11 protein-coding genes are annotated in these 15,469 nt (G+C 70.1%); 9 read left to right on the plus strand and 2 right to left on the minus strand.

Annotated features, from left to right (window positions below; genetic code table 11):
* Positions 1–86 precede the first annotated feature (86 nt).
* Both AC3A84_RS00835 and AC3A84_RS00840 read left to right on the plus strand, forming a co-directional pair.
* Positions 87–710, plus strand: coding sequence for a Crp/Fnr family transcriptional regulator (locus AC3A84_RS00835; protein WP_487967859.1), 624 nt, complete (start codon positions 87–89; stop codon positions 708–710).
* Positions 711–928: 218 nt separating this feature from the next.
* On the plus strand, positions 929–3,118 hold the full coding sequence (locus AC3A84_RS00840) for a sensor domain-containing diguanylate cyclase (protein ID WP_487967860.1): 2,190 nt from the start codon (positions 929–931) through the stop codon (positions 3,116–3,118).
* Between the two features lie 9 nt (positions 3,119–3,127).
* On the opposite strand, the gene xdhB is transcribed toward AC3A84_RS00840, so the two are convergent.
* Together xdhB and xdhA are read right to left on the minus strand one after the other, a co-directional pair.
* On the minus strand, positions 3,128–5,533 hold the full coding sequence (gene xdhB, locus AC3A84_RS00845) for a xanthine dehydrogenase molybdopterin binding subunit (RefSeq protein WP_487967861.1): 2,406 nt from the start codon (positions 5,531–5,533) through the stop codon (positions 3,128–3,130).
* Positions 5,530–7,110, minus strand: a complete 1,581-nt coding sequence (xdhA, locus tag AC3A84_RS00850) for a xanthine dehydrogenase small subunit (RefSeq protein WP_487967862.1) — start codon at positions 7,108–7,110, stop codon at positions 5,530–5,532. Before xdhA ends, xdhB begins: the two co-directional genes overlap by 4 nt.
* 274 nt (positions 7,111–7,384) lie before the next feature.
* On the opposite strand from xdhA, the gene AC3A84_RS00855 reads away from it, so the two are divergent.
* The 7 genes from AC3A84_RS00855 to AC3A84_RS00885 all read left to right on the plus strand — a co-directional run bounded on the left by AC3A84_RS00855 (position 7,385) and on the right by AC3A84_RS00885 (position 15,401).
* Positions 7,385–8,317 carry a LysR family transcriptional regulator gene (locus AC3A84_RS00855; RefSeq protein WP_487967863.1) on the plus strand — a complete coding sequence of 311 codons (933 nt, stop codon included), beginning with the start codon at positions 7,385–7,387 and terminating at the stop codon, positions 8,315–8,317.
* An 81-nt stretch (positions 8,318–8,398) separates the two neighbouring features.
* Entirely contained in the window at positions 8,399–10,009 is a 1,611-nt protein-coding gene (locus AC3A84_RS00860) for an ABC transporter ATP-binding protein (RefSeq protein WP_487967864.1), read from the plus strand.
* Complete coding sequence (locus AC3A84_RS00865) at positions 10,002–11,093, plus strand: ABC transporter permease (protein WP_487967865.1); 1,092 nt, start codon at positions 10,002–10,004, stop codon at positions 11,091–11,093. The genes AC3A84_RS00860 and AC3A84_RS00865 overlap by 8 nt, the downstream gene beginning before the upstream one ends.
* Positions 11,093–12,013, plus strand: coding sequence for an ABC transporter permease (locus AC3A84_RS00870; protein WP_487967866.1), 921 nt, complete (start codon positions 11,093–11,095; stop codon positions 12,011–12,013). Before AC3A84_RS00865 ends, AC3A84_RS00870 begins: the two co-directional genes overlap by 1 nt.
* A 63-nt stretch (positions 12,014–12,076) precedes the next feature.
* Positions 12,077–13,240: a BMP family ABC transporter substrate-binding protein gene (locus AC3A84_RS00875; protein ID WP_487967867.1), complete on the plus strand. Its 1,164-nt coding sequence runs from the start codon at positions 12,077–12,079 to the stop codon at positions 13,238–13,240.
* Between the two features lie 113 nt (positions 13,241–13,353).
* Positions 13,354–14,349: an aromatic ring-hydroxylating dioxygenase subunit alpha gene (locus AC3A84_RS00880; protein WP_487967868.1), complete on the plus strand. Its 996-nt coding sequence runs from the start codon at positions 13,354–13,356 to the stop codon at positions 14,347–14,349.
* Positions 14,346–15,401 carry an adenosine deaminase gene (locus AC3A84_RS00885; protein ID WP_487968217.1) on the plus strand — a complete coding sequence of 352 codons (1,056 nt, stop codon included), beginning with the start codon at positions 14,346–14,348 and terminating at the stop codon, positions 15,399–15,401. Before AC3A84_RS00880 ends, AC3A84_RS00885 begins: the two co-directional genes overlap by 4 nt.
* Positions 15,402–15,469: the final 68 nt, after the last annotated feature.

Here is a 15,469-nt window from a genome sequence, read left to right on the forward strand (position 1 = left end):
CGGGTGCGACGCCTTCGAGGCACCGGCTGCAGCGGCTTTGACCTCGCTCAACACGGGCTGCGAGGCGCGCCTGCACAGTCGGCACCATGTCTCCCGATCATTTCTTTGGACCCTTCGATGGCGTGGAGGTGGCGGCCGCCGGCGAACTGCTGCGCCAGCGCCACCAGCGGCCTGCGTCCGTGCTGCATCTGGACAGCGGCCGCGTGCTGCTGGGCCTGCGCGAGGACGGCCTGCTGCGCCACCAGCTCGGCGTGGTGGAGGGGCCGGCCTGGCTGGATGCGGCCTGCGCGCTGGTGGGCCAGCCCTGCGTGGTGGACATGGTCGCGGACACGCGCGTGCAGCTGCGCAGCGTGCCGATCGAGGCGTTCCAACGCAGCGTGAGGGCCTTGTCCTCGGACGCTCAGAACCTGGTTCGCAGCTTGGCCGAGGGCTACTTCCGGCAGACCGAGTTGGCCGTGAGCCGGCTGGCGCAGGACGCAGAGGCTCGCTGCGCGCAGTGGCTGCTGCAGCACGCGCAGCCTTGCGACGACGGCGCCCTGCGCGTCACTTTGCATCTGCGCAAGCGCCTCATCGCCGCGCAGTTGGGCATCGCGCCGGAAACCCTTTCGCGGGTGTTGCGCCATCTGCGCGAGCACGGCCTCATCGCAGGCACCGGCAACGTGCTGAACCTGCCCCAGCCCGGTGCCTTGCAGCAGGTAGCCGGCTGCTGATGCCAGGCTGACCGCGCGGTCGGCGCCATGGGCTGGCGGGTCAGGGTTTTCCTGGCGGATTCTTGAGGGTTGCCCCGCACCCGGGCGCCGGGGTGCGCTGCGTATATTGCAATGAAGCCGGCGGAACTCCCTCCGCCGCGCATCAGCCCATTCTCGCCCCCCATGTCCTGCGCCCCACCGTTCGCGCCCGTCGATGCCGGCCCCTCCGGGGGCCAGGCATGACACCGCCAGCGGCCGCGGCGGCGCCAGCCACCCGCCCGGCCGGCATGGCCGGGTTCTTCCATGAAGACTCGTTCGACATGGCGCCGGACGATAGCCCCAGCGGGCTGCTGCCCGGTGCGCTGATCGCCAAGCTGGTCGCGCTGGCGGTGCTGGCCGTCCTGGTGGCGGGCGGCGTCGCGGCCTGGGTCGTATCGCAGTCCGCCAGCCAGGCGGCGCTGCAGCGCCTGGTGCACCAGCAGAACGACGAGGTCGAGACCGTGGCGCGCCTGCTGGCCAGCAAGATCGAGCAGAGCCAGCGCGTGCTGGGCACGGTGGCCGAAGGCATCGCGCCGGGCCTGCTCGATGCGCCTGCAACGCTGGAAGGGCTGGTGCGCCAGGGTCTGCCGGCGGCGCGCTTCTTCGATGCGATGCAGATCGCGCGCAAGGACGGCCAGCTCAGCGTGAACCTGCAGTCCGGCCGGCTCCAGGAGGCCTCGGCGCTGGACCCGGCCGAGCGCGATTACCTGGTACGCACCCTGGTGGACGGCCGGCCACTGGTGTCTGACCTGATCGGCAGCACACCGGGCGATGCGCGCGTGATGTTCACCATGCCGCTGCGCCGGGGCGAAGGTGCCGTCACCGGCGCGCTGGCCGGCGTGCTGCGGCTGCAGTCCCAGGGCCTGCTGCCGCAGTCCATGGCCATGCCGGCCCGCGATGATTCGCGGCTCATTGTCTTCACGCGCGACGGCGTGATCCTGTCGCACCCGCAGCGCGAACGCGTGCTGGGCCATGTGCGCGACGAGCCCGGCCTGGCGCAGGCCTATGCGCGTTGGCAGCGCCTGGAGCAACCCCTGACGGGGCGGGCCTTCACCGACCGCGAGTCGGGCCACGTCGTCAGTCTGGCGGGCGTGCCGCTGCCCCAGTGGATGGTGGCCCGGGTGAGCGACGCGGGCATGCTGGCCGCGCCCGACGAGGGCGTGCTGCGAGGCGCGTGGTGGAAGGCGGGCGGCGGCGTGCTGGCGATCGCCTTCTTGTCGGGCTTGGCCATGCTGTGGATGGCGCGGCCCCTGTCGCAGCTGAGCCACTGCGCGCAGCGCATGCTGAACGCGCATGTGGCAAACCAGGACGGGGCCGGTGGTGGCGGACGGGGCGCGGCCGCCCGGGTCTGGCCGCGCTCGCGCGGGGAGGTCGATGCCCTGGTGCGCGTCTGCACCCAGATGGAGTCCCAGCGCTGGCAGGACCGCCGCGACGCGGCCGTGACCGCTGCGCGCCTGGAGGCGGTGCTGGCACATGCGCCGGTGGGCATCGTCATCGCGCACGGTGACGTGCTGGACGTGGCCGGCGTGCATGCCGCCCGCATGCTGGGCTACGCGCCCGCCGAGCTGCGCGGCCTGCCGGCCGTGGCCCTGCATGCCGGCCCCGCCGATTACGCCCAGTGGCTGCAGCGGGTGCGCGAGGCCTTCGCTGCGCACGGGTGCTTTGACGGCGACGTGCGTTTTCTGCGCAAGGACGGCAGCCCCGTCTGGGCGCGGGTGCTGGCACACCGTCCGGCGGGAACGGCGGCGCAGGCGCAGGCCGTCGGCACCGTCTGGATGCTGGAAGACATCACGGCCGAGCGCGGCTCGCGTCAGCTGCGCGGCTGGGTGGCGGGGCATGATCCGCTCACGGGATTGCTCAACCGCGAGGCTTTCCTCGAACGGCTGGGCGAGTTGATGGGCGCTCAGTTGCCGCCGCAGGCCGGCGTGGAGACGCCGGTGGCCGCGGCCCGCCAGGAAGGCGCCGACCTGGATCCATTGGTCGTGCTGTTCCTGGACCTGGACCATTTCACGGTGGTCAACGACCAGGCCGGGCATGACGCGGGCGACGCAGTGCTGCGGCACGTGGCGCGGCTTATCGAAGAACAGGCGCGCCACGTGGGCTGGGCGGCGCGGCTGGGTGGCGACGAGTTCGCCGTGGTGCTGCCCGCCTGCTCCCGGGCGCGGGGGCATGAGATCGCGGAGCTGATTCGCACGGCCATCGCGGTCTGGGAGCCATGGTATGCGGGGCGCAGCTTCTTCGTCAGCGCCAGCGTGGGCCTGGTGGCTCGGGAGGCCGGCACGGCCGGCGATGACCAGGTGACCCAGCTGCTGCGCGCGGCCGACATGGCCTGCTACGAGGCCAAGCGGCGCGGGCGCAACCAGGTCTGGGGCCAGCCGGCGCGGGGCTGAGCCGCCGGGCTAGCCCAGCCTGCCCAGCGACCGCAGCACCTGCTCGGCCGTGGCCGGCGCTTGCAGGCGCACGGGGGTGGCCTCTTCGCCGGTGGGCCGCGCGGCCGCCACGGCGTTGCGCAGCGCCTCGTAGACGCTGATGGCCAGCATGAAGGGCGGTTCGCCCACGGCCTTGCTGCCGCCCACGTTGTCTTCGCGGTTGGCTTCGTGCCAAAGCTGGACCTTGAAGTGCGCCGGCACGTCGCCTGTGGCCGGAATCTTGTAGGTGCTGGGCGCGTGGGTGGCGAGCTTGCCTTCGGCGTTCCAGACCAGCTCTTCGGTGGTGAGCCAGCCCATGCCCTGCACGAAGCCGCCCTCGATCTGGCCGATGTCGATGGCCGGGTTGATGCTGCGGCCCACGTCATGGAGGATGTCCACCGCCAGCACACGCGACTCGCCCGTGAGCGTGTCGATGGCGACTTCGGTGCAGGCCGCGCCGTAGGCGAAGTAGTAGAAGGGACGGCCGGTCAGTGTGGTCTTGTCGTAGTGGATCTTGGGCGTGCGGTAGAACCCGTCGCTCCAGAGCTGGATGCGGTTGGCGTAGGCGGCCTGCACCACGTCTTTCCAGGCCCGCTCGTTGGTGGGGGAGATCACGCGCCCGCCCTCGAAGCGGATCGAGCCCGCACCGCAGCCGTCGAGCCCGCAGACGAAGGCCGCCAGGTTGTCGCGCACGTGGCGCGCGGCGAACTGCGCGGCGCGTCCGTTCAGGTCGGTGCCGCTGGAGGCGGCCGTGGCGCTGGCGTTGGGCACCTTGGCCGTGTCGCTGGCGGTGACCAGCACGCGCTCCAGGGGCACGCCCAGCTCGTCGGCCACGATCTGCGCCACCTTGGTGTGCAGGCCCTGGCCCATTTCCGTGCCGCCGTGGTTCACCTGCACGCTGCCGTCGGTATAGACGTGGACCAGCGCACCGGCCTGGTTGAACAGCGTCGCGGTGAAGCTGATGCCGAACTTGACCGGAGTGATGGCCAGGCCGCGCTTGAGCACCGGGCTGCCCGCGTTCCAGGCCGAAATTGCCGCCTGCCTTTGCCGGTATTGGGCTGATTGCTCCAATTTTGGTAGCAGCTCGGGCAGGATGTTGTCTTCCACCGGCATCTGGTAGTGGGTGACGTTGCGATCGGTGGTGCCGTAGAGGTTGGCCAGGCGCACATCCAGCGCGTCGCGGCCCAGGGCGCGGGCGATGTCGCCCAGGATGGCTTCGATGGCGATCACGCCCTGTGGCCCGCCGAAGCCGCGGAAGGCCGTGTGGCTCTGCGTGTTCGTCTTGCAGCGGTAGGACGCGATCTCCACGTCTTCGAGGAAGTAGGCGTTGTCGCTGTGGAATACCGCGCGGTCCGCGACGGGGCCGGAGAGGTCGGCCGAGAAGCCGCAATTGGCGGCCATCTGCAGCTTCAGGCCCTGGATGCGGCCGTCGTCGCCATAGCCCACCTCGTACTCATAGGCGAAGGGGTGGCGCTTGCCGGTGACCATGAAGTCGTCGTCGCGGTCCAGCCGCAGCTTGACCGGGCGGCCCAGTTTGTGCGCGGCCACGGCGGCCCACACGGCCAGGTGGCCGGCCTGGGTTTCCTTGCCGCCGAAGCCGCCGCCCAAGCGCCGGCATTCCACGCGCACGGCGTGGTTGTCCAGGCCCAGCGCGTGGGCCACCCAGTGCTGCACCTCGCCGGGGTGCTGGGTGCTGGAGTAGATGGCCCACTGCCGCTGCTCCAGCGGCACGGCGTAGGCGATCTGGCCTTCCAGGTAGAAGTGTTCCTGCCCTCCGACTTCGAACGCGCCCCGCAGGCGGTGGGGGGCGCGGGCCAGTGCGGCCCCGGCATCGCCGCGGCGCACGAAGACGGGCGGCAGCACGTAGCTCTGCGCGGCCATGGCGGCCTGCACGGTGAGCACGGCGGGCACGGGCGTGATGTCCAGCGTCACCAGCCGCGCCGCGCGGCGCGCCAGCATCACCGATTCGGCCACCACCAGGCCCACCACCTGGCCCACGTGTTGCACCGTGTCGAAAGCGAAGACGGGCTCGTCGTGCGCGAAGGCGGCCAGCAGCTTGTCGCCCGGCACGTCGGCGGCCAGTACCACGCCGCGCACGCCGGGCAGAGACAGCGCCGCTTCGGGGTACACCGCGTTCAGCCGCCCGTGCGCCACGGGCGAGAGGATGGGGGCAGCGTAGAGCGTGCCCTTGAGTTCGGGCAGGTCGTCGATGTAGTGCGCCAGGCCCGCGACCTGGGCGCGGGCGCTTTCGTGCGGGTGCGAGCGGCCCATGGCGTGCTCGTGAGCCGGCGCGCTGCGGGCCGGGGTGTCGGCGCCGGCAGCTCCGTGCGCGTCGGCGCAGGCGGCTTCGGGCGCACCGTCTGCGTCGCGGCTGATGGGGGTGGCGTGGGTGTTCATGCCGTCACCTCCGCCTGCGTGGAGGCCGGGCCGCAGAGCGGGCCCCGCAACTGGTCCAGCGAGATGGGCTGCGCATCGCCACCTCCGCCTTCCGCCCGGGCTTCGGGGCTTTCCAGCCAGCAGCGTTCCAGCAGCGCGCCCAGCACGGCGCGGCGGTAGGCGCCGCTGGCGCGCATGTCGGAGATGGGCGAGAACTCTGCCTGCAGCACGCCGGCGGCCTGCCGTAGCGTGGCGGCCGACCAGGGCTGGCCGGCGAGGGCGGCCTCGGTCTTGCGCGCCCGGGCCGGCGTGGCCGCCACGCCGCCTGCGCCGATGCGGGCCGATTGAATCTGCCCGCTCTCGATGTGCAGATGCAGGGCCAGGCACACGGCGGAGATGTCGTCGTCGAAGCGCTTGGAGACCTTGTAGGCCGCGAGCCGGCCGGTGGGCTCGGGCAGGGGCACGTCGATGCGTACCAGCAGCTCGTCGGCCGCCATCACGTTCTGGCGGTAGCCGGTGTAGAGGTCTTCGAGCGGCAGCGTGCGCTCGCCGCCCACGCGGGCCAGCACCACCTGGGCGCCCAGCGCGATCAAGAGCGGCATGGAGTCGCCGATGGGCGAGCCGTTGGCGACGTTGCCGCCCAGGGTGCCCGAATTGCGCACCGGCAGCCCGGCGAAGCGCGCGGCAAAGCGGTGCAGCTGCGGCCAGCGGGCGCGCAGCGCGGCGAAGGCGTCGGTGAGGGACGCCGCGGCGCCGATGCGCAGCATGCCGCCGGCCTCGTCGATGCGGCGCAGCGGCGCGGCGCGGGTCACGTCCAGGAACTGGGCGAAGCGGCGGTGCTGCTTGGTGATCCAGAGGCCTACGTCGGTCGCGCCGGCCACCACCTGGGCGCCGGGGTGGGCGGCGCGGGCGGCGAGCAGGTGTTCGAGCGTGATCGGGGCGATGTAGGCCGCATCGGCCTGCATCCCTTTGCCCTCGAAGGCGATGTGCTCCAGTTCCTGTAGCAGCACGGTTTCGTCCACCCGCATGGGCGGCAACTGCTGCATGCGCTCGGCGGCGTCGAGGATGGGGCGGTAGCCGGTGCAGCGGCAGAGGTTGCCCGAAAGCGCCTCGGCCGCCAGCGCGCGGTCGATGCCGCTGCCGTGGCAGACGTGGTTCTGGTACATGCCGAAGAGGCTCATCACGAAGCCTGGCGTGCAGAAGCCGCATTGCGAGCCGTGGCACTCCACCATGGCCTCCTGCGCGGGGTGCAGCATGGGTTGGTCGTCCGGCTGCGCGTTGCCGGATTCGGTGGCGGCCGGCTGGATCAGCGGGTCTTGCGCCAGATCCTCGACCGTCCAGAGCGCCATGCCGTCGATGGAATGCGCCAGGCGGATGCAGCTGTTGACGGCCTGGTAATGCACCTGGCCGCCGCGCGCTTCGCCCAGCACCACGGTGCAGGCGCCGCAGTCGCCTTCGCCGCAGCCTTCCTTGGTGCCGGTGGCGCACAGGTCTTCGCGCAGCACTTCCAGCAGGGTGCGGTCGGGCGGCACGCCGTGCAGCACCTGGGGCTGGCCGCGGCGGATGAAGCGAAGAGGGCGGGTGGGTGTCTTGGTCATGCGTGGTGAGGAGGCCGCAGGCGCGCCGGTGTGGCACGGGCTGGATTCTTCTTCGGTCGTGAGGTCTGGCATCAAAGCATAGGGCGTGCCGCGCGGCGGCGCCACCGTGGAAAGCGCAATCGGGAGCGGCAGCCTGCGGTGTACAGTTGCCGTCACCCCCGAAAAAGCCATCTCGGCGGCAGCCTGCCGCCCGGCGCGCCTGACTACGCCATGCTGCTGCAGTTGTTGCGCAGCGGCATACGCGCCCCCGTATGACAGGAATGCAGCACCCGGTATGCGAGACCAAGCCCTCTTCGACAAGATCGACCTCCATCTCATCAGGGTGTTGCATACCGTGCTAACCGAACGCAGCGTTTCCAAGGCCGCCGTCAGGCTGGGCATGCACCAGCCGGCGGTGTCGGCTGCGCTGCGCCGGCTGCGCGGGCTGGCGGGCGATCCGCTGCTGGTGCGCTCGGGCGCCGGCATGCAGCCCACCGACGCGGCGCTGCGCATGGTGGGGCCGGCCGGCGTCATCCTGCGCTCGGCCGAGGCGCTCTTTTCCGACGCCCGCGGCTTCGATCCGCGCACTGACACGCGCACGTTCCGCATCGCCGCCAGCGACTATCTCGACCCGCTCTTCCTGCCGCGCCTGATGGCCCGCATCAAGGCCGATGCCCCCCTCTGTTCGGTAGAGGTGCTGCCCCTGTCGGGCGACGCGCACTACCATGCGCACCTGGAGCAGGGCGAGGTGGACGTGGTCATTGGCAACTGGCCCCAGCCGCCCGAAGATCTGCACATGGCCCGGCTCTTCGGCGACGAGGTGGTCTGCCTGGTGGCGGCCGGCCATCCTGCGGCGCGGCGCGGCTGGACGGCCGAGGAATGGCTGGCCGCCGAGCACATCGCACCCACGCCCACCCACCCGGGCGCGCGCGGGGTGATCGACGCGCACCTCGACTCGCTGGGCCTGGCCCGCCGCATCGCGGCCCGCTGCGCGCATTTCAGCCTGATTCCGGACATGGTGGCATCCAGCTTGCTTGTGCTGACCACCGGCCGGCAGTTCTGCGAGCGCTTCACAGAGCGGCTGCCGCTGGCCGTGCTGCCATGCCCGGTGCCCTTTCCCCGTCTCATGTACTACCAGCTCTGGCATGCCCGGTCGCACCATTCGGCCGCGGCGCTGTGGTTGCGCGAGAGCGTCAAGACGGTAGCTGCCTCGCTACGAAATAAATAGCTGGCTGCGCCCACTCCGCCAGCGTGGAGTGCGGGTTTCGGCTGCCTGGATTCACGCAGAACTTAATAGACAATCGCCCCCATGAATCCTTCTGTTTCCCCTGCCGCCGCAGACCCCGGCGGCGCAGGCTCCACGCCGCCGCGCCTGCAGCTGTCGGGCATCACCAAGCGCTATCCGGCCGTGGTGGCCAACGACGGCGTCTCGCTCAGCGTGCGGCCGGGCGAGGTGCACGCGGTGCTGGGCGAGAACGGCGCCGGCAAGTCCACGCTGATGAAGATCATCTACGGCGCCGTCAAGCCCGACGAGGGCGCCATCCACTTCAACGGCCAGCCGGTCCACATCCGCAACCCGCAGGAGGCGCGGGCGCTGGGCATCGCCATGGTGTTCCAGCATTTCAGCCTGTTCGACACCCTGACCGTGGCCGAGAACGTCTGGCTGGGGCTGGACAAGCGCCTCACGCTGGCCGAGGTCACCGCGCGCATCACCGCCACGGCGGCCGAATACGGCCTGGACATCGACCCGCAGCGGCCCGTACACACGCTGAGCGTGGGTGAGATGCAGCGCGTGGAGATCATCCGTGCGCTGCTCACCCAGCCGCAACTGCTCATCCTCGACGAGCCCACCTCGGTGCTCACGCCCCAGGCGGTCGACAAGCTCTTCGTGGTGCTGCGCAAGCTGGCCAGCGAAGGCTGCAGCATCCTCTACATCAGCCACAAGCTGCACGAGATCCGCGCGCTCTGCACCGCCTGCACGGTGCTGCGCGGCGGCAAGGTGACGGGCGTGTGCAACCCGGCCGAGGAATCCAACGCCTCGCTCTCGCGCCTGATGATCGGCGCCGAGCCGCCGGCCCTGTCGCACCGGCCCGCACGCCTGGGCGACACGGTGCTGCGCGTGCAGGCCTTGAGCCTGCCGCGCACCGACCCGTTCGGCGTGGACCTGGTCGATCTGGACTTCGAGGTGCGCGCCGGCGAGGTGCTGGGCATTGCCGGCGTGTCCGGCAATGGCCAGAAGGAGCTGCTCTACGCGCTCTCCGGCGAAGACCAGCGGGCCCACCAGGCCATGGTGCAGGTGGGCGGCCAGCCGGCCGGCCGGCTGAACCCGCGCCAGCGCCGCGCCCTGGGCCTGCATTTCGTGCCCGAAGAGCGGCTGGGCCGCGGCGCTGTGCCCACCATGGGCCTGGCGCACAACCTGCTGCTCACACGCAGCAACTGCGTGGGCGCGGGCGGCTGGATCCATACCGGCGCGTTGGCCGACCACGCCCGCTCCATCATCGAGCGCTTCCGCGTCAAGGCCGGCGGCCCGCACGCGGCGGCGCGATCGCTCTCGGGCGGCAACCTGCAGAAGTTCATCGTGGGGCGCGAGATCGACGCCAACCCCAAGCTGCTGATCGTGTCCCAGCCCACCTGGGGCGTGGACGTGGGCGCTGCCGCCCAGATCCGCGGCGAGATATTGGCGCTGCGCGACGCGGGCTGCGCGGTGCTGGTGCTCAGCGAAGAGCTCGACGAGCTGTTCGAGATCAGCGACCGCCTGCACGTGGTGGCCAAGGGCCATCTCTCGCCCTCCATCGACCGGCAGGACGCCACGGTGGAGCGCATCGGCGAATGGATGAGCGGCCTTTGGAACGCCGACGTGCAGGCGCACCTGGGCCAAATCCAGAGCCAAGCCCAGGCAGGGGAGGCAGCCCATGCTTAAGCTCGAACTGCGTCCCCAGGCCTCTCGCTGGTGGACCTACGGCTCGCCGCTGCTGGCGCTGGCCATCACGGTGCTGATCGGCGTGGCGCTCTTCGCCGCGCTGGGCAAGGACCCGGTGCGCGGCCTGCAGCTCTTCTTCTGGGAGCCGGTCAAGTCGGTCTATGCCTTCGGCGAGCTCATGGTCAAGGCCACGCCGCTGCTGCTCATCGCGCTGGGGCTGGCCGTGTGCTTCCGCTCCAACGTCTGGAACATCGGTGCCGAAGGGCAGTTCGTCATCGGTGCGGTGGCTGCGGGCGGCATCGCCCTGCTGGCCGACAAGACCACGGGCCCCTGGATCGTGCCGGCCATTTTGATGGCCGGCGTGCTGGGTGGCATGTTCTGGGCGGGCATCACCGCGCTGCTGCGCGACCGTTTCAACGCCAACGAGATCCTGGTCAGCCTGATGCTGGTCTATGTGGCCACGCTGCTGCTGGGCTATCTGGTGTATGGGCCCTGGAAGGACCCCATGGGCTACAACTTCCCGCAGACCAAGACGTTCGAGCGCGTGACGCAGATCCCGCGCCTGATGCAGGGCTCGCGCCTGACCATCGGCCTGCCCATCGCGCTGGCCGCCGCGGGTGCGCTCTGGGTGTTCCTGTTCCGCACCCGTGCCGGCTTCGCCCAGCAGGTGGGCGGGCTGGCGCCTGCGGCGGCGCGCTACGCAGGCTTTTCCTCGCGCCGCGCGCTCTGGACGGCGCTGCTGATTTCCGGCGGCGCAGCGGGCCTGGCCGGCGCGCTGGAAGTGGCCGGTCCCATCGGCCAGCTCACGCCGTTCGTGCCGGCCGGCTACGGCTTCGCGGCCATCATCGTCGCGTTCGTGGGGCGGCTGCATCCGGTGGGCATGGTGTTCTCGGCCATCCTGATGAGCATGTTCTACATCGGGGGCGAGCTCGCGCAGTCCCGCCTGGGCCTGCCCAAGTCCCTCACCGGCGTGTTCCAGGGGCTGCTGCTGTTCACGCTGCTGGCCTGCGACACGCTGATCGCCTATCGCGTGCGCTGGGTCGGCGCGCGCGCTTCCGCCTCTTCTTCCGCAGGAGCCCGCTGATGGAGTCCTACGCATTGCTGCTGGGCGCCACGCTCAGCGCCGGCACCGTGCTGGCCATCGCCGCGCTCGGCCTGCTCATCAACGAGAAGGCCGGCATCGTCAACCTGGGGGCCGAGGGCATGATGCTCTGCGCCGCCATCGCCGGCTTTGCCACCGTGGTCCACACCGGCAACACCTGGCTGGGCTTCGCCGCCGGCATGGCGGTGGGGGCCCTGATGGCCGGCGTCTTCGGCGTGCTCGTGATCTGGCTGAACACCAACCAATACGCCACCGGGCTGGCGCTCAGCCTCTTTGGCGTGGGCTTCTCGGCCTTCGCGGGCATCAGCTACGTGCAGGCCAAACTGCCCGAACTGCCGCAGTACGCCATTCCCGTGCTGGGCGACCTGCCGCTGGTGGGCCCGGCCTTCTTCCGGCAACACCCGCTGGTCTATCTGACGATGGTGTTCACGGGCGTGCTGATCTGGTTCCTCTACCGTTCGCGCGCCGGCCTGGTGCTGCGCTCGGTGGGCGAATCCCCCGAGTCGGCCCATGCGCTGGGCTACCCGGTGCGGCGCATCCGCCTGATGGCGGTGATGGCCGGCGGCGCGCTCTGCGGGCTGGCGGGTGCCTATATCTCTACCGTCTATACGCCGCTCTGGGTCGAGGGCATGGTGGCGGGCCGCGGCTGGATCGCGCTGGCGCTCACCACCTTCGCCACCTGGAGGCCGGCACGGGTATTGCTGGGTGCTTACCTGTTCGGCGGCGTGACCATGCTGCAGTTCCACTTGCAGGCCTCGGGCGTGCAGGTGGCCAGCCAGCTGCTCAGCATGCTGCCCTACGTGGCGACCATCGTGGTGCTGGCGCTGATCTCGCGCAACCCGGCATGGATCCGCGCCAACATGCCGGCTTCGCTGGGCAAGCCTTTCCATGCCGGCTCATAATCCGCCGCCCGATTTCGCGTGCTCCTTCGTTTTTCCTTCCGACCTTCCTAGAAAAGAGAAGCCATGACCCAACTGACCAAACGATCCTTCCTCCAGGCGGCCACCTTGTCCGCCGTGGCCGCCGCCGCCCTGGTGGGCTGCGGCAAGAAGGAAGAGCCGGCTGCAGCGCCCGCTGCCGCCCCGGCGCCGGCCGCCTCCGCAGCCGCTGCCAATGCGCCGCTGAAGATCGCGTTCGCCTACGTCGGCCCGGTGGGTGATGGCGGCTGGTCGTTCGCGCACGACAACGGCCGCAAGGCGGTCGAGAAGGAGTTCGGCGACAAGGTCGTCACCAGCTTCGTCGAAAGCGTGCCCGAATCGGCCGACGCCGAACGCGTGCTGCGTGACATGGCCAGCCAGGGCAACAAGCTGATCTTCGGCACCACCTTCGGCTACATGGAGTCGATCCAGAAGATCGCCCCCGACTTCCCCGACGTGAAGTTCGAGCACGCCACCGGCTACAAGACGGCGCCCAACGTGCGCACCTACGACAGCCGCACCTACGAAGGCGCCTACATGGCCGGCATGATCGCCGGTGCCATGACCAAGACCAACACGCTGGGCGTGGTGGGCTCGGTGCCGATCCCCGAAGTGATCCGCAACATCGACAGCTTCACGCTGGGCGCGCAGTCGGTGAACCCGAACATCAAGACCAAGGTGGTGTGGGTCAACGAATGGTTCAGCCCGCCGAAGGAAACCGAAGCCGCCACCTCGCTGATCAACGGCGGCGCTGACGTGCTCTTCCAGAACACCGATTCGCCCGCCGTGCTCAAGACGGCACAGGAAAAGGGCAAGCGCGCTTTCGGCTGGGACAGCGATATGACCGCCTACGGTCCCAAGGCCCACCTGGCTTCGGCCATCATCAACTGGGGCCCGTACTACATCAAGGCCGTGCGCGACACGCTGGACGGCAAGTGGACCACCGGCCAGAGCTGGTGGGGCGTGAAGGAAGGCGCGATCGACCTCGTGTCCATCGCCGACGACGTGCCTGCCGACATCAAGGCCAAGGTCGAGACCGTCAAGAAGGGCCTGAAGGACGGCACGTTCGTGATCTGGAAGGGGCCGATCGTGGGGCAGGACGGCAAGGAGATCCTCGCCAAGGACGCCGTGGCCGACGACAAGTTCCTCGGCGGCGTGAACTTCTACGTGAAGGGCGTGGAAGGCAACGTGCCCGGCGGCGACAAGAAGTGACGCAAAGGGCGGCCCGCTGACCTGCGGGTCGCACCGCACGAAGGCTGCCCCGTCCGGGCAGCCTTTTTTTCTTGGCAGATTCCCTTCGAGCTCCCTTCGCGAGGCTTCCCACGATGATCGAACAACAACATTGGCACCCCGTGGCGGGCGTGGACGACGTGCCCGCCGCCGCACCGCTGGCAGCGCAGGTGCTGGAGCAGCCCGTGGTGCTCTGGCGCGATGCGGACGGTGCCATCCACGCGTTCGCCGACCGCTGCCCGCACCGCGGCGCGCGCCTCTCGCTGGGCCGCGTCGAAGGCGGCCGGCTCGAGTGTCCCTATCACGGCTGGCAGTTCGAGGGCGGCGGCCGCTGCATGCACGTGCCCGCGCTGCCGCAGTTCCAGCCGCCGGCCGGCCACCGGGCGGGCGCGTTCGAGGTGCGGCAGGCCCACGGCCTGGTCTGGGTGCGGCTGGCAGCGCCTGCGGCCGACGCAGCGGAGCTGCCATTGCCCGCCTTCGCCGCCGAGGACGACGCGCGCCTGCGCAAGCTCAACTGCGGCCCCTACGACGTGGCCGCCAGCGCGCCGCGCATCATCGAGAACTTTCTCGACATGTCGCACTTCGGCTTCGTGCACGAAGGCTGGCTGGGCGCGCGCAGCGCCGCGGCCATCGACGCCTACGAGGTCGAGCCCACGCCCACCGGCCTGCGCGCCACGGGCTGCAAGGCCTGGCAGCCGCAGTCCAACCTGCATTCCACCGCCCCCGCCCAGGTCGAATACACCTACGAGGTGACCGGCCCCTATACCGCCGTGCTGACCAAGCTGCCCGAGGCCGGCACCACCGCGGTGGAAGGCTGGCGCGAGTCCATCGCGCTCTACATCTGCCCGCTCACGCCCGAGTCCAGCCGCGTGTGGTTCCGCCTCGCGGTGGCGGATTTCGACTCGCCCGACGAGAAGCTGCGCGCCTTCCAGCACGCCATCTTCACGCAGGACCAGCCGGTACTGGAGTCGCAGATGCCGAAGTGCCTGCCGCTGGATCTGCGCGCCGAATTGCATACCGCTGCCGACAAGGCATCATCCGTCTATCGCCGCTATCTCAAGACCTGCGGCATCACCTTTGGAGTCTGCTGATGAAGGTCCCCGTCATTCCCACGAAGCGCCTGCCCGAGCTGCTGCGCGCCATGCCCAAGGCCGAGCTGCACATCCACATCGAAGGCTCGCTGGAGCCGGAGCTGATCTTCGCGCTGGCCGAGCGCAATGGCGTCCAGCTGCCCTACGCGAACGTCGAGGCGCTGCGCAGCGCCTACGCCTTCACCGATCTGCAGAGCTTTCTGGACATCTACTACGCCGGCGCCAGCGTGCTGCTGAAGGAACAGGACTTCTACGACATGGCCCGCGCCTATTTGAAGCGCGCCGCGGCCGACAACGTGCTGCATGCCGAGATCTTCTTCGACCCGCAGACCCACACCGCGCGCGGCGTACCGATCGAGGTGGTGGTGGCCGGGCTGCACCGTGCCTGCGTGGATGCCGAGGCCGAGCTGGGCATTTCCAGTGCGCTGATCCTGTGCTTCCTGCGCCACCTGAGCGAGGACGACGCGCTGCAGACGCTGGAGGCCGCGCTGCCGCTGCGCGATAAGTTCATCGGCGTGGGCCTGGACAGCAGCGAAGTGGGCCACCCGCCCGAGAAGTTCGCCCGCGTGTTCGCCCGCTGCCGCGAGCTGGGCCTGCACCTGGTGGCCCATGCGGGCGAGGAGGGCCCGCCGGCCTACATCTGGAGCGCGCTCGACGTGCTGAAGGTCGAGCGCATCGACCACGGCGTGCAGGCCGCGCAGGATGCGGCGCTGATGCAGCGGCTGGCCGACGAGTGCATCGCGCTCACCGTGTGCCCGCTCTCCAACCAGAAGCTGCGCGTGTTCCCGGACCTGGCCGACCACAACCTCAAGCAGCTGCTGGACGCGGGCCTCGCGGTGACGGTGAATTCGGACGACCCGGCCTACTTCGGCGGCTACATCAACGACAACTTCGTGCAGCTCTTCGAGGCCGTGCCCGCGCTCACGGCCAAGGACGCCTACCACCTGGCCTTCAACAGCTTCGAGGCCAGCTTCGCGCCCCAGCCCGCCAAGCATGCGTGGGAGCATGCGCTCAAGGCCTGCTTCGAGCGCTTCGCCGATCACCAGGGCTGACGCCTTGAGGTGAAAACAGGCAGCAGCGCTTGGCCATCAAGCGCTGTTTGCTATGAAAATAGAAGCGG

It is taken from the genome of Paracidovorax sp. (assembly GCF_057642795.1).

Coding starts and splice junctions, on each gene's coding strand:
- AC3A84_RS00840 (WP_487967860.1), top strand. CDS start 929: ATGACACCGCCAGCGGCCGCGGCGGCGCCAGCCACCCGCCCGGCCGGC.
- xdhB (WP_487967861.1), bottom strand. CDS start 5,533: ATGAACACCCACGCCACCCCCATCAGCCGCGACGCAGACGGTGCGCCC.
- AC3A84_RS00875 (WP_487967867.1), top strand. CDS start 12,077: ATGACCCAACTGACCAAACGATCCTTCCTCCAGGCGGCCACCTTGTCC.
- AC3A84_RS00835 (WP_487967859.1), top strand. CDS start 87: ATGTCTCCCGATCATTTCTTTGGACCCTTCGATGGCGTGGAGGTGGCG.
- xdhA (WP_487967862.1), bottom strand. CDS start 7,110: ATGACCAAGACACCCACCCGCCCTCTTCGCTTCATCCGCCGCGGCCAG.
- AC3A84_RS00855 (WP_487967863.1), top strand. CDS start 7,385: ATGCGAGACCAAGCCCTCTTCGACAAGATCGACCTCCATCTCATCAGG.
- AC3A84_RS00870 (WP_487967866.1), top strand. CDS start 11,093: ATGGAGTCCTACGCATTGCTGCTGGGCGCCACGCTCAGCGCCGGCACC.
- AC3A84_RS00860 (WP_487967864.1), top strand. CDS start 8,399: ATGAATCCTTCTGTTTCCCCTGCCGCCGCAGACCCCGGCGGCGCAGGC.
- AC3A84_RS00880 (WP_487967868.1), top strand. CDS start 13,354: ATGATCGAACAACAACATTGGCACCCCGTGGCGGGCGTGGACGACGTG.
- AC3A84_RS00865 (WP_487967865.1), top strand. CDS start 10,002: ATGCTTAAGCTCGAACTGCGTCCCCAGGCCTCTCGCTGGTGGACCTAC.